Annotated in this window: 17 protein-coding genes and 1 pseudogene; 11 read left to right on the top strand and 7 right to left on the bottom strand. The window is 71.8% G+C overall.

Annotation, left to right across the window (positions count from 1 at the left end):
• Positions 1 to 152: 152 nt before the first annotated feature.
• Positions 153 to 1559, top strand: coding sequence for a S28 family serine protease (locus tag J2Z30_RS12445; protein ID WP_044574932.1), 1407 nt, complete (start codon positions 153 to 155; stop codon positions 1557 to 1559).
• 31 nt (positions 1560 to 1590) lie between these two features.
• Here the strand turns inward: J2Z30_RS12445 and J2Z30_RS12440 are convergent, their stop codons facing one another.
• Positions 1591 to 3513, bottom strand: a complete 1923-nt coding sequence (locus J2Z30_RS12440) for a glycoside hydrolase family 3 protein (RefSeq protein ID WP_044574934.1) — start codon at positions 3511 to 3513, stop codon at positions 1591 to 1593.
• 235 nt (positions 3514 to 3748) lie between these two features.
• Here J2Z30_RS12440 and J2Z30_RS12435 point away from each other — a divergent pair, with 235 nt between their 5' ends.
• Positions 3749 to 4969 carry a macrolide family glycosyltransferase gene (locus tag J2Z30_RS12435; RefSeq protein WP_044574935.1) on the top strand — a complete coding sequence of 407 codons (1221 nt, stop codon included), beginning with the start codon at positions 3749 to 3751 and terminating at the stop codon, positions 4967 to 4969.
• 98 nt (positions 4970 to 5067) lie between these two features.
• Here the strand turns inward: J2Z30_RS12435 and J2Z30_RS12430 are convergent, their stop codons facing one another.
• Positions 5068 to 5982 carry a LysR family transcriptional regulator gene (locus J2Z30_RS12430; protein ID WP_044574937.1) on the bottom strand — a complete coding sequence of 305 codons (915 nt, stop codon included), beginning with the start codon at positions 5980 to 5982 and terminating at the stop codon, positions 5068 to 5070.
• A gap of 97 nt (positions 5983 to 6079) precedes the next feature.
• Between J2Z30_RS12430 and J2Z30_RS12425 the strand changes: the two genes are divergently transcribed.
• Positions 6080 to 7108, top strand: a complete 1029-nt coding sequence (locus J2Z30_RS12425) for an EamA family transporter (RefSeq protein WP_107073352.1) — start codon at positions 6080 to 6082, stop codon at positions 7106 to 7108.
• Here the strand turns inward: J2Z30_RS12425 and J2Z30_RS12420 are convergent.
• The 3 genes and pseudogenes from J2Z30_RS12420 to J2Z30_RS12410 form a co-directional block, all read right to left on the bottom strand.
• Positions 7092 to 7736, bottom strand: a pseudogene (locus tag J2Z30_RS12420) (sugar phosphate isomerase/epimerase family protein); the annotation flags it as partial. The gene J2Z30_RS12425 and the pseudogene J2Z30_RS12420 sit on opposite strands and share 17 nt — an antisense overlap.
• Before the next feature lie 587 nt (positions 7737 to 8323).
• Complete coding sequence (locus tag J2Z30_RS12415) at positions 8324 to 9466, bottom strand: methyltransferase (RefSeq protein WP_044581903.1); 1143 nt, start codon at positions 9464 to 9466, stop codon at positions 8324 to 8326.
• Between the two features lie 197 nt (positions 9467 to 9663).
• Complete coding sequence (locus J2Z30_RS12410; RefSeq protein WP_245387924.1) at positions 9664 to 10614, bottom strand: bifunctional helix-turn-helix transcriptional regulator/GNAT family N-acetyltransferase; 951 nt, start codon at positions 10612 to 10614, stop codon at positions 9664 to 9666.
• Between the two features lie 112 nt (positions 10615 to 10726).
• Between J2Z30_RS12410 and J2Z30_RS12405 the strand changes: the two genes are divergently transcribed.
• Entirely contained in the window at positions 10727 to 11140 is a 414-nt protein-coding gene (locus tag J2Z30_RS12405; protein ID WP_052701571.1) for a hypothetical protein, read from the top strand.
• Between the two features lie 44 nt (positions 11141 to 11184).
• On the opposite strand, the gene J2Z30_RS12400 is transcribed toward J2Z30_RS12405, so the two are convergent.
• The gene (locus tag J2Z30_RS12400) at positions 11185 to 12234 is read right to left on the bottom strand and encodes a LacI family DNA-binding transcriptional regulator (protein WP_044574940.1); all 1050 of its coding nucleotides are present in this window, start codon (positions 12232 to 12234) and stop codon (positions 11185 to 11187) included.
• Between the two features lie 180 nt (positions 12235 to 12414).
• Between J2Z30_RS12400 and J2Z30_RS12395 the strand changes: the two genes are divergently transcribed.
• The 7 genes from J2Z30_RS12395 (at position 12415) to J2Z30_RS12365 (ending at position 19241) form a co-directional block, all read left to right on the top strand.
• Positions 12415 to 13572: a Gfo/Idh/MocA family protein gene (locus J2Z30_RS12395; protein WP_044574944.1), complete on the top strand. Its 1158-nt coding sequence runs from the start codon at positions 12415 to 12417 to the stop codon at positions 13570 to 13572.
• Positions 13573 to 13579: 7 nt separating this feature from the next.
• Positions 13580 to 14527, top strand: a complete 948-nt coding sequence (locus J2Z30_RS12390; RefSeq protein ID WP_044574945.1) for a DUF6807 domain-containing protein — start codon at positions 13580 to 13582, stop codon at positions 14525 to 14527.
• Positions 14528 to 14541: 14 nt separating this feature from the next.
• Positions 14542 to 15282, top strand: coding sequence for a cupin domain-containing protein (locus tag J2Z30_RS12385; protein ID WP_044574947.1), 741 nt, complete (start codon positions 14542 to 14544; stop codon positions 15280 to 15282).
• Between the two features lie 247 nt (positions 15283 to 15529).
• Positions 15530 to 16819 (top strand): ABC transporter substrate-binding protein, encoded by a 1290-nt coding sequence (locus tag J2Z30_RS12380; protein ID WP_044574950.1) that lies wholly within the window; start codon positions 15530 to 15532, stop codon positions 16817 to 16819.
• On the top strand, positions 16816 to 17778 hold the full coding sequence (locus J2Z30_RS12375; RefSeq protein ID WP_044574952.1) for a carbohydrate ABC transporter permease: 963 nt from the start codon (positions 16816 to 16818) through the stop codon (positions 17776 to 17778). Before J2Z30_RS12380 ends, J2Z30_RS12375 begins: the two co-directional genes overlap by 4 nt.
• Positions 17775 to 18647, top strand: coding sequence for a carbohydrate ABC transporter permease (locus tag J2Z30_RS12370; RefSeq protein WP_044574955.1), 873 nt, complete (start codon positions 17775 to 17777; stop codon positions 18645 to 18647). The genes J2Z30_RS12375 and J2Z30_RS12370 overlap by 4 nt, the downstream gene beginning before the upstream one ends.
• Before the next feature lie 6 nt (positions 18648 to 18653).
• Positions 18654 to 19241 carry a hypothetical protein gene (locus J2Z30_RS12365; RefSeq protein ID WP_044574957.1) on the top strand — a complete coding sequence of 196 codons (588 nt, stop codon included), beginning with the start codon at positions 18654 to 18656 and terminating at the stop codon, positions 19239 to 19241.
• Between the two features lie 28 nt (positions 19242 to 19269).
• Here the strand turns inward: J2Z30_RS12365 and J2Z30_RS12360 are convergent, their stop codons facing one another.
• Positions 19270 to 20472 carry an RNA-guided endonuclease InsQ/TnpB family protein gene (locus J2Z30_RS12360; RefSeq protein WP_044574960.1) on the bottom strand — a complete coding sequence of 401 codons (1203 nt, stop codon included), beginning with the start codon at positions 20470 to 20472 and terminating at the stop codon, positions 19270 to 19272.
• Positions 20473 to 20480: the final 8 nt, after the last annotated feature.

The raw sequence follows: 20480 nt of genomic DNA, 5'->3' as shown, positions 1-20480 counted from the left end.
CGAAAGAGGGCGGCGGTAACAACTCTCCGTATTCGGCCTCGGGTTGGAGCGTTGACGGCATCTGGCGACGCGAGTGTGTGCCCGGATAGGTTCTCGGCGACCTGTGCGAATTCACGGGGCAATGGGTCAACACGGCAACAAGGGGAGGGTGCATGCACAAGATGCTCAGATGGCTGTTGTCGCTCGCGATACTGGTGGGGGCGGTCGGCGCGGGCGCCGGAAGCGCGTCCGCGGCACCGGCCGCCCCCGCCCAGCCGGACATCAAGGAACGTGTCCTGGCGATTCCCGGAATGCGTTTCGTGGAGGAGCAGCCCTACGAGGGCTATCGCTTCCTCGTCTTCAGCTACGCCCAGCCGGTGGACCACCGGCATCCCTCCAAGGGCATCTTCCAGCAGCGGTTCACGCTGTTGCACAAGGCCACCGACCGGCCCACGGTCTTCTACACCTCGGGCTACAACGTCACCACCGCACCCCGCCGCAGTGAGCCCACGCAGCTGGTGGACGGCAACCAGGTGTCCATGGAGTACCGCTTCTTCACTCCCTCCCGGCCCCAGCCCGCCGACTGGTCCAAGCTGGACATCTGGCAGGCCGCGAGCGACCAGCACCGCCTCTACCGGGCCCTGAAGCCCGTCTACGGCAAGAAGTGGCTGGCCACCGGCGGCAGCAAGGGCGGGATGACCGCCACCTACTACCGCCGCTTCTACCCCCGGGACATGAACGGCACCGTCGCCTACGTCGCGCCCAACGACGTGGCCGACAAGGAGGACTCCGCCTACGACCGCTTCTTCGCGGGCGTCGGCACCGCCGAATGCCGCACCAAGCTCAACGCGGTGCAGCGCGAGGCGCTGGTGCGGCGCGACGAGATCGTGAAGCGCTACCAGAAGTGGGCGGACGACGAGAAGCAGACCTTCACCGTCGTCGGCAGCGCCGACAAGGCGTACGAGAACGTGGTCCTGGACCTGGTGTGGGCCTTCTGGCAGTACCACCTGCTGAAGGACTGCGCGGACGTCCCCGCCCCGACCGCGTCCACCGACGAGCTGTACGGCTTCATCGACGAGATCTCGGGCTTCTCCGCCTACACCGACCAGGGCCTGGAGACCTACACGCCGTACTACTACCAGGCGGGCACCGAGCTCGGCTCGCCCACCTTCAAGACCCCGCACCTGGCCGGGCTGCTGCGCTACCCCGGCATCTACGCCCCGCGCAGCTATGTGCCGCGTGACATCCCGATGCGCTTCAAGCAGGGCGTGATGCGGGACATCGACAGCTGGGTCCGGCACGACGCCCACCGGATGCTCTTCGTCTACGGCCAGAACGACCCATGGGGCGCCGAGCGCTTCCGGGTCGGCAGGGGCGCCAAGGACGCGTACGTCTACACGGTGGCCGGCGGCAACCACGGCTCCAGCATCGCCCAGCTGACGGGCGACCAGAAGGCCAAGGCCACCGCCGAGGTGCAGCGATGGGCGGGCGTCAGCCCGACGAGCAAGCCCCTCGCCCGGCACAACGCCGAGCTCGACCGCCGCGAGACCGAGCGCGAGCCGGTGACGCTGCGCCCGTAGGGCGCGTCCGCGGGCCCCGACGGGGCACGGGCTAGTAGCTCAGCCCGTGCCCGATCGGGTACAGCACCCGGGAGGGGTCGTCCGCGTGCCGGACCGCTACCGGCAGCTTGCCGCGTGGCGCGGCCCGGCCCGCGATGACGCGGGCGGCGGCGCGCAGTTCCACGTCCGTCCAGCAGTAGGCGGCCAACGAGGCGCCGGGGGCCGTGTCGCGGCCGTTCAGGCGTGCGATGTCGTAGGGATTGCGCAGGGCCAGGTGCACCACCGGCACGCCGGTGGCCACCAGGCGTGCCACCAGGGTGCGCTGGGCGGAGCCGGAGGCGATGTCGTACGTCGTCACGATGACCGCGTCCCGCTCCCTCGCCGCCGTGACCGCCGCCTCGATGCGCTGCGGGGAGGGGCCGGGGGAGTCGGCGGTGCCGGTGGTGAGCGCCTCCGTGCGGAAGCCGAGGCCGGACAGGGCGCGGGCCAGGACGGACGTCGGCGGGCCGCCGGTACCGGAGGGCGCGGCGGCGTCCACGCCCACCACGAGCAGGTCGCGGTGGCGGCGCGGCGACAGCGGCAGCAGTCCGCCGCGGTTGGTGATCAGGGTGGTGGTGCGCTCGGCGATGCGGTCGGCGGTGGCGCGGTGCTCGCGGGTGCCCACTGTGCGGTTGACCGCGCGGTCGCTGGTGTACGGATCGTCGAACAGGTCCCGGCGCGCCTTGAGTTCGAGGACGCGCCGCAGCGAGCGGTCGATCCGGTCCTCGCTGATCTCGCCTGCCCGGACGGCCTTGCGCACACCCTCGAAGGCCAGGGACAGGCTCGGCGGGTTCAGCAGCTGGTCCACGCCCGCCTTGAGTGCGAGCACCGGTACCCGGTCGTCGCCGTACTTCTTCCGCACCCCCTCCATACCGAGCGAGTCGGTGACCACCACGCCGTCGTAGCCCAACTCCTCACGGAGCACACCGGTGAGGATGGGGCGGGAGAGCGTGGCCGGGTCGTCGGCCGGGTCGAGTGCGGGGAACAGCAGATGCGCCGTCATGATCGAGTCGATTCCGGCCTCGATCGCGGCCCGGAACGGCGGTGCGTCCAGCCGCTCCCACTCCTTCCGGGAGTGGGTGATCCGCGGCAGGCCCACATGGCTGTCCACGCTGGTGTCGCCGTGGCCGGGGAAGTGCTTGGCGGTGGCCGCGACCCCGGCGCTCTGATAGCCCTCCACCTGCGCCGCCACCATCCGGGCCACGGCCTTGGGATCGGCCCCGAAGGAGCGCACCCCGATCACCGGATTGCCGGGGTCGACGTTGACGTCCGCGATCGGGGCGTAGTCCTGCCGGATACCGAGCGCGGCCAGCTCCGCGCCCGCGGTGCGGGCGGCCGTGCGGGCGTCGGCCGCGCTGCCGCCCGCGCCGAGCGCCATGGCGCCCGGGAACAGCGTGGCGGGCGCGCCGACCCGGGCGACGGTGCCGTACTCCTGGTCGGTGGAGAGCAGGACGGGGACGGGCACGGAGGTGGCCAGGGCGGCCTTCTGGATGCCGTTGGAGAGCGCGGCCACCTGGTGGGGATCGCGGATGTTGTGCGCCCATCCGATGTACATCACCCCGCCCACGTGATACTTCGCGATCAGCTCGGCGGCGTTGTCGACGCCGATCTCCTTGCGGTTGGCCGCGACATCGGCGGGGTCGGGACGGGTTGCCGAATGGCCGTACACCCGCATCACGAAGAGCTGGCCGATCTTCTGGTCCAGCGTCATCCGCCCGATCAGCTCGTCGATCCGCCGGCGGTCGCGCTCATGGTCCCGGCCGGGCTCCGTGGTGGGCCGTGAGGGGGCCGCGGACGGGCTGCCGGAACCGGCGGTGGTGCGGCGCGCGGGGGCCGCGGGCGCGGGGGAGCTGTTCGTCGGTCCGCTGCACGCACCGGCCGCGGCGGCGGCCAGGGTGGCGGTGAGCAGGGCGCGGCGAGACGTCGTCGTGTGCACCCGCACTCCTTCCATGGGACGTTCGGAGGGGGCGGCCATAGGCGTGCAGGACACGCTGGGACACAAACTGCGGCCGGGTCAAGGAAAGTCGGCCTTTCCCAACGGCCCGGAAGCGCAAAGGAAAAGACTGGTTAAAGACCGTGATCTGGTGCTCGTGCGATATCGGTACTAAACTCTCGACCGGGTATGCACGGTATTTGTATAAGGCATCCGTTCTCGCTTATGTTCCGTTTTCATGACCCCACCGACGGGTGCCAAGCCCCCCACACACATAGCCATGTTCGGCATCGCGGCACACGGGCACGTCAACCCGAGCCTGGAGGTGATCCGCGAGCTGGTGGCCCGCGGCCACCGGGTTACCTACGCCATCCCCGAGTCGTTCGCCGAGAAGGTGGCCGAAACCGGCGCCGAGCCGAAGACCTACACCTCGATCCTCCATGGTGAGAATGCGCCGGGCGGCAAAGGCTCCGATCTGATCGACTACATCGAGCCGTTTCTCGCCGAGGCGGAGCAGGCGCTTCCACAGCATCTGGCCGCCTACGAGGGCGATGAGCCGGATCTGGTGATGTACGACGTCACGGCCTACCCGGCGCATGTCCTCGCCCATCGGTGGGGCGTGTCCGCCGTCGAGCTCGCGCCCAGCTTCGTGCCCTGGGACGGCTACCGCGAAGAGGTCTTCGAGCCGATGTACGCCCATATGCGGCGGTCGGAGCGCGGCCGGGCCTACTACGCGCGTTACCGCGCCTGGCTCGGGGACAACGGCCTGGCCGACACCGACCCCGACACCCTCATCGGCCGCCCCAGCCGCTGTGTCGCCCTCATCCCCGAACTGCTCCAGCCCAACGCCGACCGCGTCGACACCTCCGTCTACAGCTTCGTCGGCGGCTGTCAGAACGCCCGCCGCGACGTGGGGGAGTGGCGCCGCCCGGAGCGGGCCGCCGAGACCGACCGGATCCTGCTGGTCTCGCTCGGCTCCACCTGGACCGATGAGCCCGGTTTCTACCGCGCGTGCGTCGCGGCGTTCGGCGATCTGCCGGGCTGGTACGTGGTGCTGCAGATCGGCGAGTTCGTCGACCGGGCCGACCTCGGCGAGATCCCGGCCAATGTCGAAGTGCACGGCTGGATACCGCAGTTGAGCGTTCTGCGGAAGGCTGACGCCTTCGTCACCCACGCGGGTGCGGGCGGCGCCCAGGAGGGGCTGGCCTGCGGGGTGCCGATGGTCGCCGTACCGCAGGCCGTCGACCAGTTCCGCAACGCCGACACGCTCGAGGCGCTCGGCGTCGGCCGCCATCTGCCCAAGGAGGAGGCCACGGCCCCGGCGCTGCGCAAGGCGGTGCTCGACCTGGTGGACGACCCCGAGGTGGCCGCCCGCTGCGCCGTGCTCAAGGCGCGGATGGCCGCGGAGGGCGGGCCGGACCGGGCGGCGGACCTGATCGAGGCGGAGCTGCCGGTCTGAGGGCTGCGGAGCCACCCCGTGTACGCCCGTGAGGTGGGGCGGAGCCCGGTGGGGTAAGGGGCGGAGTCCTCCATGAGGCGGGTCGGCCCGCTGTGTGCTCAGCTCATGCGGCGCGGCCAGAGGTCGGCCAGGAGCCGCACCGTTTCGGTGATGGCGGGGCGGCGGGCCGCTCCCGGGCGCCACAGGGCGTACAGCCGCCGCACCGGGACCGGCTCAAGGGGCAGCGCCAGCACCCCGTCCGGCAGCGGACCGCGCCCCAGCCGGGGCATGAGCGCGACGCCGAGACCGGCCGCCACCAGGGCGATCTGGGTGTGGTTCTCCGCCGCCTGATACGCCAGGTCCGGCTCATGGCCCGAGGCGCGCAGCGTACGGACCAGCCAGTCGTGGCACACCGACCCCGGCGGCTGGCAGATCCACCGGCGGCCCGGCAGGTCCTCGCGGCGCAGCGGGCGCCGTGCGGCCACCCGGGCCAGCGGATGTCCGGCCGGGACGAGCAGATCGCACAGATCTTCTCCGATGACCGCCCGTTCCTGCCCCTCCGGGGCGGGCAGCGGGGCGATGTCCCAGTCATGGGCCACCGCCAGGTCGATGACCCCCTGCGCCACCAGGTCCACCGACAGATGCGGATCCACTTCGAGCAACCGGGCGTCCAGGGAGGGGTGTTCGGCCGCGAGCGAGGCCAGCACCACGGGCATCAGCCCGCGCGCCGCCGAGGCGAAGGCGCCGATCACCAGCCGGCCGGTCGGCTGACCACGCTGCTCCTCCAGGGTGGTCTCGGCCTCCTCGACGATGGCGAGCAGTTGCTGGGCGGTGGCGGCCAGATGCCGGGCCGCGTCGGTCAGCGCGATGCCCCGGCCCTGCCGCTCCAGCAGGGTCGTCCGGGTCTCCCGCTCCAACTTGGCGATCTGCTGCGATACGGCGGACGGGGTGTAGCCGAGCGCGATCGCGGCGGCGCTGACCGAGCCGTGCACGGACACCGCGTGCAGAGCCCGCAGCCGGGCCAGATCCAGCACCGTTCGCACTCCTCCTCGTACCTTTAACCGTTACTGCATCCAAGCATGAAGACATCCGCGCTGGTGCTACAAGGTCCGGGCAGCTGATCCTCGACCCATGCGACCTGTGCACATAGCCCTCGCCGTGCTGGTCACGGCCCTGTGGGGGGTCAACTTCGTGGTCATCGAGGTAGGCCTCGACCACTTCCCGCCCCTGCTCTTCTGCGCCCTGCGGTTCCTGGTGGCCGCGCTGCCCGCGGTCTTCCTGGTCGGCCCGCCGAGGGTCGCCTGGCGATGGATCCTGGGGGTGGGGCTGGCCCTGGGCGTGGCGAAGTTCGGGCTGCTGTTCATCGGGATGCACGAGGGGATGCCCGCCGGGCTGTCCTCGCTGGTGCTGCAGATCCAGGCGGTGTTCACGGCGCTGTTCGCGGCCGTCGTCCTCGCCGAACGCCCCGGTCGGCGGCGGCTGCTGGGCATGGCCGTCGCCCTCGTCGGGATCGCGGTGGCCGCCGTGGACGAGGGCACCTCGGGGCCGCTCCTCGGCTTCGTCCTCGTCGTCGCGGCGGCGGCCTTCTGGGGTGTCTCCAACGTCCTGACCCGCAAGGCGGCGCCGCCCGACGCCCTGAACTTCATGGTGTGGGTGAGCCTGGTGCCGGTGCTGCCGCTGCTCGGGCTCTCGCTGGTGTTCGAGGGCGCGCGGCCCGATGTCGAGGCGCTGAGCAGGCTCGACTGGGCCGGGACGGGCGCGATCGTCTATGTCGCCTGGGTCACCACGGTGTTCGGCTTCGGGGTCTGGGGCTTTCTGCTGCGCACCTACGACGCCTCGGCGGTCGCCCCGTTCTCGCTGCTGGTGCCGGTCTTCGGGATGTCCTCGGCGGCGCTGGTGCTGGGGGAGGGCATCAGCGCACCGCGCTGGCTGGCGGCGGCGCTGCTGGTGGGCGGCGTGGCGCTGACGTCGCTCCCGGCCGGGAGGCTGCGGCGGATGCGCCTCGGGGCGCGCCGCCACCCCGAGCTCAGGCCGCGTCGGCGAGCAGCCGCAGCAGATGCTCCCGGCCCGGGGCCAGCAGCTCCGGGAACGCTCGCGCCTGCGGATACCACCGCTTCTCGTACTCCCAGCACAGCCAGCCGTCCCAGCCCTCGCGGCTGAGCAGCTCCACGCATTCGGTCAGCGGCAGCACCCCCTCGCCCAGCGGCAGGGGGGTGGTGTCCTCGGCCGAGGCGATGTCCTTGACCTGGACGTAGCCCAGATGCGCGAAGAGCGCCGGATAGCTGGTGGCCGGGTCCTCGCCGCCCAGCCAGGTGTGCATCACATCCCAGATCGCCCCCACGCTGCCATGACCCACGAGCCCGAGGACCCGGGCCGCGTCCGCGCCCGTCCGATGCGAGTCGTGGGTCTCGAGCAACAGCCGTACGCCGAGGTCGGCGGCGCGGGGCGCGGCCGCCGCGAGCCGCCGGGCGGCCGTGGCGTCGGCCTCCTCCGGGCTCTGCTCCCCGCCGCCGGGGAAGACCCGGACATTGCGGGCGCCCAGGTCGTGGGCGAGCTCCAGCAGCTCCCCGAGCCCGGTCAGCACCGGCTCGTCCGGCCCGGTCTGGGCGGCGCGCACATATCCGGCGACGGTGAGGATCTCGACCCCGGCGTCCCGGAACTCCGCCGCCACCCTGGCCCGTTCGTCCGCCCCGATCCCCGGGTGCACCGGCTCCTCGGGGTGGGCGCGCAGCTCGATGCCGTGGTACCCGGCTCCGGCGGCGAGCCGGGCCACGTCGGGCACGGGCATACCGGGGACGCCGAGGGTGGAGAAGGCGAGCTTCATGCGGGCTCCCTTGGTAGGGGTCGTGCGGAACGTGAATCAATCCTGCCGTGCCGATCACGCCTGCGGCGTGTCTTGCCGGGTGCCCCGCCGTCGTGCCCCCTACGCGGTGTCCGGCGGTACGCGTACGCCTGCGGCGGGCTGCTCCCCTGCCCGCCCCTTCCCGAAACTGGGGCTCCGCCCCAGACCCCGCTCCTCAAACGCCGGAGGGGCTGGAAGGTGGGGCTCCGCCCCAGACCCCGTTCCGCCTTAAGCGCCGGAGGGGGTGGAAGGTGGGGCTCCGCCTCAGACCCCGTTCCGCCTTAAGCGCCGGAGGGGGTGGAAGGTGGGGCTCCGCCTCAGACCCCGTTCCGCCTTAAGCGTCGGAGGGGGTGGAAGGTGGGGCTCCGCCTCAGACCCCGTTTCGCCTTAAGCGTCGGAGGGGGTGGAAGGTGGGGCTCCGCCTCAGACCCCGTTTCGCCTTAAGCGCCGGAGGGGGTGGAAGGTGGGGCTCCGCCCCGGGCTCCGGGGATCAGGGGCGAAGCCCCTGCCACGCGGCGGAGCCGCATATCCGCTCATCCCGCCGTCAGGCGCCACAGTGACGTCACCTCCGCCGCGCGGGCCGAGTGGAGGGGGTCGGCGGGGTCGAAGGCGCGGGGGTGGACGGGGCGGATGTCCAGCCGGTCCAGGACCGTCAGGCCCGCCGTGTCGAAGGCGGCCGGCAGTTCGGCGCGTGGCCGCAGGCCGAGGTGTTCGGCGAGGTCGGAGAGGATCAGCCAGCCCTCGCCGCCGGGGGTCAGATGCCCGGCCAGCCCGTTCAGGAAGCCGTGCAGCATACGGCCGGACGGGTCGTAGACGGCGTATTCGAGCGGTGAGGAGGGCCGGGCCGGGACCCAGGGCGGGTTGCAGACCACCAGCGGGGCGCGGCCCGGTGGGAAGAGGTCGGCCCCGACCACCTCGACCCGCCCGGACAGGCCCAGCCGGGCCATGTTCTCCCGGGCGCACGCAAGCGCCCGCGCGTCCTGGTCGGTGGCCACCACCCGCTCGATGCCGCGCCGGGCGAGGACGGCGGCCAGGACGCCGCTTCCGGTGCCGATGTCGAAGGCCAGCTCGTGCGACGGCAGCGGGGCCTCGGCCACCAGGTCGACGTACTCGCCGCGCACCGGAGAGAAGACCCCGTAGTGCGGATGGATACGGTCCCCGCCCAGCGCCCGCACCTTGACGCCCTTCTCCCGCCACTCATGCGCGCCGATCAGTCCGAGCAACTCGCGGAGCGAGACCACCGAGGGGCCTTGCGCCGGGCCGTACGCCTCGGCGCACGCCTGCCGTACGTCCGGCGCCCGGCGCAGCGGAACCCCGAAGTCCGCGTCCAGCGGTACCAGCACCATCCCCAGCAGCCGGGCCCGCCGGGACTGGACCTGGCGGTGCCGGTGGAACGCCTCGGCCGGTGACGCCGCCGGTGGCCGCCGCTCCTTCGCCCGGCGCGGGCCCCGGTCGATCCGGCGCGTCAGCGCCGTCAGCAGCTGACGGGCGCCCTGGTAGTCGCCGTGCCACAGCAGCGCGGTGCCCTCGCAGACGAGGCGGTGGGCGGTGTCGGCGGGCATCCGGTCGTCCGCGATCGCGACCCGCCGGGGCGGCGGCGTACCGCTCTCGGAGCGCCACCGGGCGGTACGTGTCCGGCCGTCCTCGGTCCACTCGATGACCTGCTGGGTACTCAGGGGTACGCCCTTTGCTCTTGTGCCGTTCCGACGCGGGGCGGCAGCACGCTGCACGGATGCGTCGTCCGTACGTCGCCCGTGCGATGCCCGGGTGCTGTACGGGCCGGTGTGTGTGCGCCGATCCTTCCGGTACCGGGCTCTCCGCGCGAGCCGTTTTCCGGTCGGGGTGACGTCGCGTCAACTACTCAGCGGAGAGTTCAGCCCCGCGCGGCGTCCCGCAGCACAAGCCGCCAGTCCTGGCCGACCAGCGGCGAGCCGTAGCCCCCGTGCCGCTTCTCGGCGATCAGCTCGAACCCGGCCCGCTCATAGATCCGGCGCGCGGAGGTCAGGACGTCATTGGTCCACAGCACCAGGTCGCGGTAGCCCGCCTCGCGCGCGAAGTCGATACACGCGCCCACCAGCCGCTCGCCGATTCGCCGCCCCCGCGCCTCCGGTTCGACGAGCAGCAGCCGCAGCCGGGCCGTATCAGGCTGTTCGCCCCGTACGCACATCACCGACCCGACGGGACGGCCGTCGAGCTCCGCGATCCACGCCCGCTCGCGGGCCGGGTCGTGGCCCGCGCCGAACTCGCCGACGATCCGGGCCACCAGGGCCTCGAACTCCGCGTTCCACCCGAACTCCCGGGCGTACAGGGCGCCGTGGCGCTGCACGATCCAGCCCAGGTCCCCCGGCTCCAGTCCGCGCAGCCGCACCTCGGGCTCCGCCGGGCCGGTGAACACGCCCCGGGCGGTGGCCAGCGCCTCCCGCAGCCGCCCCAGCTCGTTCCGGGGGACCTTGGCCAGCAGCCCGGTCACCGCCTCCCGCGAGCGCCGGTCCAGGTCCGCCGCGGCCGCCCGGCCCTCCGTGGTGAGCAGCACCTCCTGGAAGCGGGCGTCGCGGTGGTGGCGCTCGCGCGTCACCAGCCCGCGCTCCTCGAACCGGCTGAGCGTCCGGCTCAGATGCGCGGCGGTGACCCCCAGGTGCTCCCGGAGCGCCGAGACATGGGTGCGCTCGCGCTGGGCCAGCTCGTAGAGGATGCGGGCCTCGCCCAGCGTGTACGGGGTGTTCAGCTGCCCTGGGTAGTCGAGGACGCCGATCAGCCGGGTGTACATCCGGTTGAAGTCGCGGACCTCGTCCACGGCCAGGTCAAGATCGTCGCGCGGCTCCATCCGGCACCCCTCCGTATCCCTGTGTCGATTTTGCTTGACCTCATAGTTGCGCCAGATCAAGTATTTGGGAAGAGGGGGGCTCCCGTCCCGGGGCGGATGTCGGCGGTTCGACGTGCCGCTCTCGGTCGACCACTACCTGACCGACGCCTGGAAGCTGTGGGGAGCGCTGGCCGAGGCCGACCGCGTTGAACTCGGCCCGGTCCCACGGGGGCGCCAGACCTGCTATCGCTGCGAGTTGCCCACCGACGAGCCGGTCATCGTCGACGTCCAGCACGGCGGCAGCGGACCCGGCCGCACGGTGTACGCCTGCCCCTCCCCACGCCCTGGCCCACCGGCGCGACCCGGTCGCCGAGGCCGCCGCCATGCGCCGCGCCCGCGAACGGGGGCACACCTGGTGACGGAGGACGAGCGCACGCTGTACGTCTGTGCCCGCTCGTGCGAGGCGGCCCGCGCCGCACAGCGCCCCGCTCACCCGGACGGCGACCGCCCGGTGATCCGCGCGCCTCGCCAGCGGACGGGCGCATAGACGGCCTCGTACGGAGGAGACCCGCCCCGCACGGAGTGCGTTGCTCAGGCGTGCGGCGGCGCCGTGGAGGCGCGGGCCATCAGCTCGGCCCGTACCATCGCCACCCCGCCCGGCGGCTGCGGCTCGCGGCCCAGGGCCAGCCGCCCGGCCCGCGCGCCCGCCTCGTGCAGCGGCAGCCGCATCGTGGTGAGGGCCGGGACCGCGTCCGCGCTGAACGGGAGGTCGTCGAAGCCCGCCACCGAGACGTCCTCGGGGATCCGCAGCCCCTGGTCGCGCAGGGCCGCGCAGACGCCGAGCGCGATGGTGTCGTTGGCGGCGACTATGGCGGTCAGGCTCCGGTCGCGGCGCAGCAGTTCGAGCGTCGCGTCATAGCCGGAGGCGCGGTCGTACAGGCCGTGGACGGTCAGCCGCTCCGCGTCCTGGTCCACCCCGGCGGCGGCCAGCGCCGCCCGGTGGCCCTCCAGCCGGTGGCGGGTCGTGGTGCGCTCGGCGGGGCCCGCCACATAGCCGATCCGGCGGTGGCCGAGGGTCAGCAGATGTTCGGTGAGCCGGCGGGCGCCGCCGCGGTTGTCGAAGGTGAGGGTGGTGGCGTCCTCGATCGGCGGGCGGCCGCACAGCACCACCCGGGTGCCGGAGGCGGCCAGCCGGGACGCCTTGGTGGCCACGGCGGCGGCGTGGTCGGGGTGCTCGACCGCGCCGCCGGTGAGCACGACGGCGGCCGCGCGCTGCCGCTGCAGCAGGGTGAGGTAGTTGAGCTCGCGCTCGGGCGAGCCACCGGTGTTGCAGATGACCGCGAGCTTCTCGCTGCCCCGGCCCGACTCCCCGGCCGGGGTGACCATTTCGGCCTGTACGGCGCCCGCGATGATCCCGAAGAAGGGGTCCGCGATGTCGTTGACGAGCACCCCGACCAGATCGGAAGTGGCGGCGGCGAGAGCGCTTGCCGGGCCGTTGACCACGTACTCCAGCTCGTCGACCGCGCGCAGCACCCGGGTCCGGGTCGATTCCGCGACCGGGTAGTTGCCACTCAGGACGCGCGACACGGTGGCCGCCGAGACCCGAGCCCGTGCCGCCACATCGGCCAGGGTCACTGCCATATTTCCTCCGTTGGGTGGTCACCTTCTGGTACACCGTGCGCGCTGGTTGGGCGCCTCCATGCTCTCACTCCATGAACGGCGCGATTCTGCACTCCAGGGTCTTGTCCTGTCATCCGGACCATGCCTAGGGTCCTCTCCAGCAAGCGCTTACCCCTGGCGACGGCGAGGAGACCTCAGCCCATGGCCGCAGCAGCCACCGCCCGTATCCGTGCCGCAGTGGTCGGCACCGGAGGAATCGTCAGCGGCAGCCATCTGCCCGCACTGCGTGATCACGACGACCGAGTGGACCTCGTCGCCGCCGTCGACGTGGCCGCGGACCGGCTCGACGCCTTCCGCGCCGCGGCGGCCGAGAGCGGCACCTTCGACGTCACCGGCTACTCCGATGTGGCCGCCATGCTGGAGGCCGAGCGCCCCGGCCTGGTCCTCATCGGCACCCCGCCCTCCCTGCACCGCGAGCAGACCGTGGCCGCCCTCGAGGCCGGCGCCTGGGTGCTGTGCGAGAAGCCGCTGTGCCTCACGCTCGCCGAGTACGACGAGATAGCCGCCGCCGAGAGGGAGGCGGGCGGCCCGTACGCCTCGGTGGTCTTCCAGCACCGCTACGGCTCGGGCGCCGTCCACGCCCGTGAGCTGCTGGCCGAGGGCGCCCTGGGCCGGCCGCTGGTGGCCCACTGCCAGACCACCTGGCACCGCGACACCGCCTACTACGCGGTGCCGTGGCGTGGCCGCTGGGAGACCGAGGGCGGCGGCCCCTCCATGGGCCACGGCATCCACCAGATGGATCTGCTGCTCCATCTCCTCGGCGACTGGACCGAGATCCGCGGCATGGCCGGACGGCTGGTCCACACCGTGGAGAGCGAGGACGTCTCCACCGCGCTGGTGCGGTTCGAGAGCGGCGCCATGGCCACCGTCGTCAACAGCGTGCTCTCGCCCGACGAGGTCAGCCGGATCCGCATCGACTGCGCGGACGCCACCGTCGAGCTGACCCACCTCTACGGCCACCGCAACGACGACTGGGTCTACACCCCCGCCCCGCACGTCCGCGACGAACCCGCCCGGCAGCGGGCGTGGCGCACCCCGGCCGCCGATCTGCCCAGCTCCCACGGGGCCCAGCTGACCGGGCTGCTGGACGCGATGCGCGACGGCGTACGGCCGCCCGGCAGCGGGCAGGACGCCCGCCGCACCCTCGAGTTCATCGCCGCGCTCTACAAGGCGGCCTTCACCGGGCAGCCCGTGCGCGCGGGCGAGATCGTGCCCGGGGACCCGTACTACGACGCCATGCACGGCGACCACCCCGCATGGGCGCCGAAGGCAGCGACCGCCACCACGAAGGAGAGCTGAGGCCGCCATGACCCAGCGCATCACCGTCACCCACACCCACGGCGAACAGATCTCGGTCGCCGCCGCCGGCGTCGAGCTGATGGCCTACGTCTACCGGCCCGACCCGGACGCCTTCGAGGCCCGTAAGCCCTACGCCCACCCGCTGCGCACCCTCGCCGGGAACCCGGTCTCCGGCTACCGGCCGAACGACCACCGCTGGCACAAGGGCCTCCAGATGACCTCCAGCCATCTGTCCGGCCAGAACTTCTGGGGCGGCAACTGCTACCTCGGCCCCGAGAAGGGCTACCAGCGGGTGGACGAGCTCGTCGGCTCGATGCGCCACGACGGCTTCGAGGAGTTCACCGTCACCGACGACCGGCTGCGCTTCGTGGAGACCCTCACCTGGGTGGAGAACGGGGGCCAGGAGTGGGCGCGGGAGCGGCGCACCATCGAACTCCACTCGGTGGAGCCGGAGGAGGGCACCTGGGCCCTGGACTGGTCCATCCACCTCACCAACATCCGCGGCGAGGCCCTGCGCTTCGGCTCCCCGACCACCGCGGGACGGGAGATGGCCGGGTACACCGGGCTCAACTGGCGCGGCCCGCGCGACTTCACCGGCGGCGACGTCATCGGCCCGGACGGGCGCGGCGGCGACGGCGAGAAGGGCGCGTCGGACCTGATGGGCGCCCCGGCCGCCGACGCCCCCTGGGTCGCCTTCACCGGTGAGCACGACGACGTGGACGGGCACTCCACGCTGCTGTTCGCCCACGCCCCGGAGAACGCCGAATCCATCCACGCCTCCCACTGGTTCGTGCGCTCCGAGCCGATCCCGTCGGTGGCCCCCTCCTGGGCGTTCTTCGAGGAGTTCGAGCTGGAGTCCGGGGAGTCCTTCGGCTACCGCTACCGGGTGGTGGTCGCGGACGGCGCCTGGGACCGGGCGCGGGCCGAGAACTACCTCAAGAACCACGGGTGGTGAGGGAATTGACCGCGATGTCCGCCCCGCTGCCGGGCGGTGTGGGCCTCTCCCACATCAGCGCGTACGAGTGGGAGGCCGCCGACGGGGTGTGCGGCGGCAGCCCCCATCTCCACCTCGCCTGCACCGAGGCGTATGTGGTCACGGCCGGACGCGGCGCCGTGCAGACCCTGACCCTCGCGGACGGGTTCACCGAGACCCCGCTGGAGCCGGGCTCGGTGGTGTGGTTCACCCCCGGCACCATCCACCGCATGGTGCAGGGCGGCGGCCTCAGGGTGACCGTGCTGATGCAGAACAGCGGGCTGCCGGAGGCCGGGGACGCCGTCTTCACCTTTCCGCCCGAGGTGCTGGCCGACCCCGAGCGCTACGCGGCCGCCGCCGCGCTGCCCGCCAAGGAGGGGCCGGAGGCCGACGCGGCCGCCCGGCGCCGCCGGGACCTCGCGATCGAGGGCTATCTGACGCTGCGGGCCGCCGCCGAGAAGGACGACGACGCGCCGCTGCGCGCCTTCCACGAGGCGGCGGCGCGGATCGTGGCGCCCAAGGTGAAGGAGTGGGAGCCGCGCTGGCGGGACGGGGCGCTCGCCGCCGCGCGGCGCACCGGTGAGCAGCTCACCGCGCTCGCCGCGGGCGACGCCGCGCACCTCGCCGAGGCGCGGGTCACCGCGACCGGACCCAGCCGCCGGGGCGGCTACGGCATGTGCGGCCGCCGGGACGAGTACGAACTGCCCGGTGTCACGCTCCCGTACTACGGCGAATAGCCGCCGTAGGCGCGCTGACCCCGGACGCCCTTCGGGCGTGTCCTCAATCTCCCCCAGCTACCGCTGGGAGGTGCCCCCTGACGGGCTGAAATCAGCCCCTCCGGCGCTTGAGGAGGGGGGTCTGGGGCGGAGCCCCAGCCACGCGGCGGAGCCGCATATCGATGCTGTGGAAGGGGCGGGTAGGGGAAAGCAGCCCGCCGCAGGCGTCAAGACAACGAAATGATCATGGAGGGAGGTCGGCCCCGGTATGCGCGGAAACAGGACAAGGACGTCCCTGGCCCTGGCCCTTGTGCTCACGCTCGGAGGGACCCTCACAGGCTGCGGCGGCGATGGCGGCGGCGGCTCGGGCGGCAAGGTCAGCCTGCGGTTCACCTGGTGGGGAAACCCCGACCGGGCCGCCCGCACCGAGGAGGCCGTCAAGCTCTTCGAGCAGCGCCACCCCGACATCGACATCGCGACGTCCTTCGCGGGCTTCGACACCTACAAGGCGAAGCTGGCCACCCAGGCGGCGGGCGGTGACGCGCCCGATGTGATGCAGCTGGACTACCGGCAGATCAACCAGTACGCGACGTCCGGCATCCTGCTGAACCTCGGCGAACACCCCGAGCTGCGCACCTCGGAGATCGACAAGGGGCTGCTGGCCACCGGGGTGGTCGACGGCAAGCAGTACGCGCTCCCGGTGGCCCGCGGCACCGAGACGGTGGCGTACGACGCCGCGCTGTGGGACAAGGCGGGCGTTCCCGAACCCACTCTGACCTGGACCTGGGACGACTGGGCCGACGCCATGCACAAGCTCTCGGCGGCCAAGGCGACGCAGGGGCGGATGGGCTCCACCGACCCGGGCCAGAGCGAGGACGTGTTCGAGATCTGGCTGCGGAGCCGGGGCAAGTCCCTCTACACCAAGGACGAGAAGCTCGGCTTCACCGCCGACGATCTGACCCGCTACTGGGAGTGGTGCACAAAGCTCCGCGAGGAGGGCGCGGTCGTGCCCGCCGAGCAGACCACCCAGATGGACGGGACGGTGGAGAACACCCCGCTGGGCCGGCTCAAGTCCGTCTCCGACTTCAACTGGGACGCGCCCACCAGCGGCTACGCGCCCATCGTCGGCGAGGGGCTGAAGCTGGCGCCGCTGCCGGTCGGCGAGGACGGTACCCCCGGGCAGTACTTCAAACCGTCGATGTTCTTCGGCGCCTCGGCCAAGACCGCACACCCCAAGCAGGCGGCCCAGTTCATCGACTTCCTGCTCAACGACAAGAAGGCGGGCGCCATCCTCGGCGCCACCCGCGGCATCCCGGCCAACGACGCCATCCGGCAGGACGTACTGCCCAAGCTGGAGGGCTTCGACCAGGTCGTCTCCGCGTACCAGAAGCAGTTCGAGGGCAGGCTCAAGGACCCGCCGCCCGCGCCGCCCAAGGGTGACGCCTCCCTGCAGACCACCTTCTCGCGCGACTACGACCAGGTCAGCTACGAGCGCATGTCGCCGCGTGAGGCGGCGGAGAACTACATCACCGAGGCGAAGGCGGAGCTGAGGCAATGACCGCGACCGCGACCCGCCCCCCGGACGCCGCGCCCCCCGCCACCGGCGGCAAGCGGGCGCCGAAGCGCGAACGGCAGGGGGCCGCCTGGGTGTTCCTGTCCCCATGGGTGCTCGGCGCCGCCGTGCTGACGCTGCTGCCCATGGCCGTGTCCCTGTATCTGTCGTTCACCGACTACGACATGTTCGACGCGCCCCGGTGGATCGGCTTCCGCAACTACACCCAGATGTTCACCGAGGACCCCCGCTACTGGCGGTCGGTCATCACCACCCTGACCTACGTCGTGATCGCGGTGCCGCTGCAGCTCCTGCTGGCGCTGGCCGTCGCGATCGCGCTGAAGTCGGTCAAGCGAGGCAAGGGCTTCTACCGCTCGGCGTTCTACGCCCCCTCGCTGCTCGGCGCGTCGATGTCCATCGCCCTGGTCTGGCGGGCGATCTTCAACGACGGCGGCTCCGTCGACAACCTGCTCTCCGGCATGGGCATCGACATCGGCGGCTGGATCAACAAACCGGGCTGGGCCATCCTGTCGGTCGCGCTGCTCACCATCTGGCAGTTCGGCGCCCCCATGGTGATCTTCCTGGCCGGGCTCCAGCAGATACCCGCCGAGCTCTACGAGGCGGCCGCGGTGGACGGGGCCTCCTGGTGGCGGCAGTTCCGCTCGATCACCATCCCGATGCTCTCCCCGGTGCTCTTCTTCAACCTGGTGCTCCAGATGATCCAGGCGTTCCAGGTCTTCACCCCCGCCTTCGCGGTCAGCGCAGGCAAGGGCGGACCCGCCGACTCCACGCTCGTCTACACGCTCTACCTCTACGACCGCGGCTTCACCGCCTCCCACATGGGCTACGCCTCCGCCATGGCGTGGGCGCTGCTGCTGGCCGTCGGGGCCGTCACCGCGGTGCTCTTCCGCACCTCCCGGGCCTGGGTCTTCTACGCCAACGACAACAACGAGGGGGCCCGATGACCACCGCCCCGATCACCACCGCCCCGGCGGCGCGGCGACGCCCCACCGGCCGGATCGTGCTGCACATCTGCCTGATCGCCGTGCTGCTGGTGATGCTCTATCCACTGGCCTGGCTGCTGGCCACCTCGTTCAAACCCGCCGACGAGGTCATCGCCAGCCTCAAGCTGCTGCCCAGCCACTTCGAATGGGGCAACTACTCCACCGCGCTGGACGGGGTGAACGAGGTCAGCGTCGGACGGCTGCTGTGGAACTCGCTGCTCATCGCGTGCGGCGCGGTGCTGGGCAACGTCATCAGCTGCTCGCTCGCCGCGTACGCCTTCGCACGGCTGCGGTTCCGGATGCGCGGTCCGCTCTTCGCGTTCATGATCGCGACGATCATGCTGCCGCACCACGCCATCCTCATTCCGCAGTACATCATCTTCAACCAGCTCGGCATGGTGAACACCTACTGGCCGATGATCCTGCCGAAGTTCCTGGCCACCGACGCCTTCTTCGTCTTCCTCATCGTGCAGTTCATGCGCGGACTGCCACGTGAGCTGGAGGAGGCTGCGCGGATCGACGGCTGCGGGCCGTTCCGCTCGTTCTTCAGCATCATCCTGCCGCTGACCCGGCCCGCCCTGATCACCACCGCGATCTTCACCTTCATCTGGAGCTGGAACGACTTCTTCACCCAGCTCATCTACCTCTTCGAGCCGGAGAAGTTCACCCTGACCCTGGCCCTGCGGTCCTTCGTGGACGCCTCCAGCCAGTCGGCCTTCGGCCCGATGTTCGCGATGTCGGTCTTCGCGCTGCTGCCCATCGTGCTCTTCTTCCTCGCCTTCCAGCGGTTCCTGGTCGAGGGCATGGCCAACTCCGGAATCAAGGGATGAGACGCCATGCCGTCCTCCGCGACCACCCGTGAACCGGGCGAGCTGACCGGCCCGCGCTTCGCCCTCTTCGCCGACGTCCTGGCGGTGGGCCTGGCCACCGCCGCCGCCTCGCTCCCGCTGATCACCGCCCCCGCCGCCATGTCCACGGCCTGCGCCGTCCTCGACCGGCGGGTACGGGAGGACGCCCCCGCCACCGCGGGCGGCTATCTGCGCGCCCTGCGGGCCCGGCTGCGCACCGGCGATCTGCTGGCCGGGGCCGGGATGCTGGCCGGCGGCGCGCTGCTGCTCTTCAACGCGCTCGCCGCCGGGGCCGGGCTGCCCGGCGCGGTCGCCTTCCGACCCGCGCTGCTCGTCGTGGCCGGGCTGCTCGCCGTCGTCCTGCTGCGGGCCTGCGCCCGCCCCGAGTCGGCCACGAGCTGGCGGGTGGCGCTGCGCTCGGCGGCGTACGCCAGTGTCCGCACGCCCCGCGCGAGCCTCGTACTGCTGCTGGCCGTGGCCACCGCCGCCGTCTGCGCCTGGGCCTATCCGCCGCTGGCCTTCCTCGTCCCCGGCCCCCTCGCCCTGGCGGCCCGAGCCACGGAGCACCACCTTTGACTTCTTCCCCTCATGTAGGAGGGGGTTCCTACGGCTCGCGCTGTAGGGGTTCCTGCTTCGTCGCCGACTGCCCGCCCGGAGTTCTCCGTTGAGGTCTTACACCGGCTCCACAGGCCGACACCGCCAGCCCGGCGGCCAGATTGTTCCGCGCCGCGTTCACGTCGCGGTCATGGGTGACGCCACAGCTGCCGCAGGTCCAGGTGCGGACGCTGAGCGGCATCGTGTTCTGCAGGGTTCCGCAGTTCGAGCACAGTTTGGTGGAGGGGAACCAGCGGTCGACCGCGATCACTTCGCGGCCGTACCACTGGGCCTTGTACTCCAGCATGCTGCGGAATTCAGACCACGCCGCGTCCGATATGGCGCGAGCGAGTCTGCCGTTCTTGAGCAGGTTCCGCACGGCGAGGTCCTCGATCACGATCGTTTGGTTTTCACGAACGAGCCGAGTGGTGATCTTGTGCAGTGTGTCGCGCCGCCGGTCGGCGATGCGGGCGTGGATGCGGGCGACCTTGCGGCGGGCCTTGGTCCGGTTGGCTCCGTCGCCCTTGGTCTTACGGGCCAGTTCCCGCTGCGCCTTGGCGAGCCGGGCGCGGTCGCGCCGTTCGTAGCGGGGGTTGGTGATCTTCTCCCCGGTCGACAGGGTCAGCAGGTGGTCCAGCCCGGCATCAACGCCGACCACCGCATCTGTGGCGGGGAGTGGCTTCAGGCCGGGGCCCTCGCACAGCAGGGAGACGAACCAGCGTCCGGCCGCGTCCTGGGAGACGGTCACCGTGGACGGTGCGGCTCCCTCCGGCAGGGGGCGGGACCACACGATGGCCAGCGGCTCGGTCATCTTCGCCAGGGTCAGCTTCCCATCTCGGAACCGGAACGCGCTGGTGGTGTACTCGGCAGACTTGCGGGACTTCTTCCGCGACTTGAACCGCGGGTACTTGGCCCGTTTGGCAAAGAAGTTCGTAAATGCGGTCTGGAGATGGCGCAGGACCTGTTGCAGCGGGACGGAGGAAACCTCGTTGAGGTACGCGAGTTCCTCCGTCTTCTTCCATGCGGTCAGCATCGCCGAGGTGGCGTTGTAGTTCACCCGCTCCTGCCGCAGTATCCACGCTTCCGAGCGTGCCGCCAGGGCCAGGTTGTAGACCTTCCGCACGCACCCGAACGTGCGCGACAGGTCAGCAGCCTGCGCATCGGTCGGGTAGAAGCGGTACTTGAACGCCCGCTTCACACGCGTAACCTCCACGTCTCACA

Source organism: Streptomyces iranensis (genome assembly GCF_017874715.1).
Lineage (GTDB): Bacteria > Actinomycetota > Actinomycetes > Streptomycetales > Streptomycetaceae > Streptomyces > Streptomyces iranensis.
The sequence above is the reverse complement of the archived record's forward strand: the minus strand, read 5'-3'. Positions and strand labels throughout refer to the sequence as shown.

Bases quoted from the DNA above. Each gene is read 5' to 3' on its own strand.
- J2Z30_RS12445 (WP_044574932.1), top strand. From the start codon at position 153: ATGCACAAGATGCTCAGATGGCTGTTGTCGCTCGCGATACTGGTGGGG.
- J2Z30_RS12390 (WP_044574945.1), top strand. From the start codon at position 13,580: ATGACCCAGCGCATCACCGTCACCCACACCCACGGCGAACAGATCTCG.
- J2Z30_RS12435 (WP_044574935.1), top strand. From the start codon at position 3,749: ATGACCCCACCGACGGGTGCCAAGCCCCCCACACACATAGCCATGTTC.
- J2Z30_RS12385 (WP_044574947.1), top strand. From the start codon at position 14,542: ATGTCCGCCCCGCTGCCGGGCGGTGTGGGCCTCTCCCACATCAGCGCG.
- J2Z30_RS12375 (WP_044574952.1), top strand. From the start codon at position 16,816: ATGACCGCGACCGCGACCCGCCCCCCGGACGCCGCGCCCCCCGCCACC.
- J2Z30_RS12410 (WP_245387924.1), bottom strand. From the start codon at position 10,614: ATGGAGCCGCGCGACGATCTTGACCTGGCCGTGGACGAGGTCCGCGAC.
- J2Z30_RS12395 (WP_044574944.1), top strand. From the start codon at position 12,415: ATGGCCGCAGCAGCCACCGCCCGTATCCGTGCCGCAGTGGTCGGCACC.
- J2Z30_RS12365 (WP_044574957.1), top strand. From the start codon at position 18,654: ATGCCGTCCTCCGCGACCACCCGTGAACCGGGCGAGCTGACCGGCCCG.
- J2Z30_RS12380 (WP_044574950.1), top strand. From the start codon at position 15,530: ATGCGCGGAAACAGGACAAGGACGTCCCTGGCCCTGGCCCTTGTGCTC.
- J2Z30_RS12400 (WP_044574940.1), bottom strand. From the start codon at position 12,234: ATGGCAGTGACCCTGGCCGATGTGGCGGCACGGGCTCGGGTCTCGGCG.
- J2Z30_RS12425 (WP_107073352.1), top strand. From the start codon at position 6,080: ATGCGACCTGTGCACATAGCCCTCGCCGTGCTGGTCACGGCCCTGTGG.
- J2Z30_RS12370 (WP_044574955.1), top strand. From the start codon at position 17,775: ATGACCACCGCCCCGATCACCACCGCCCCGGCGGCGCGGCGACGCCCC.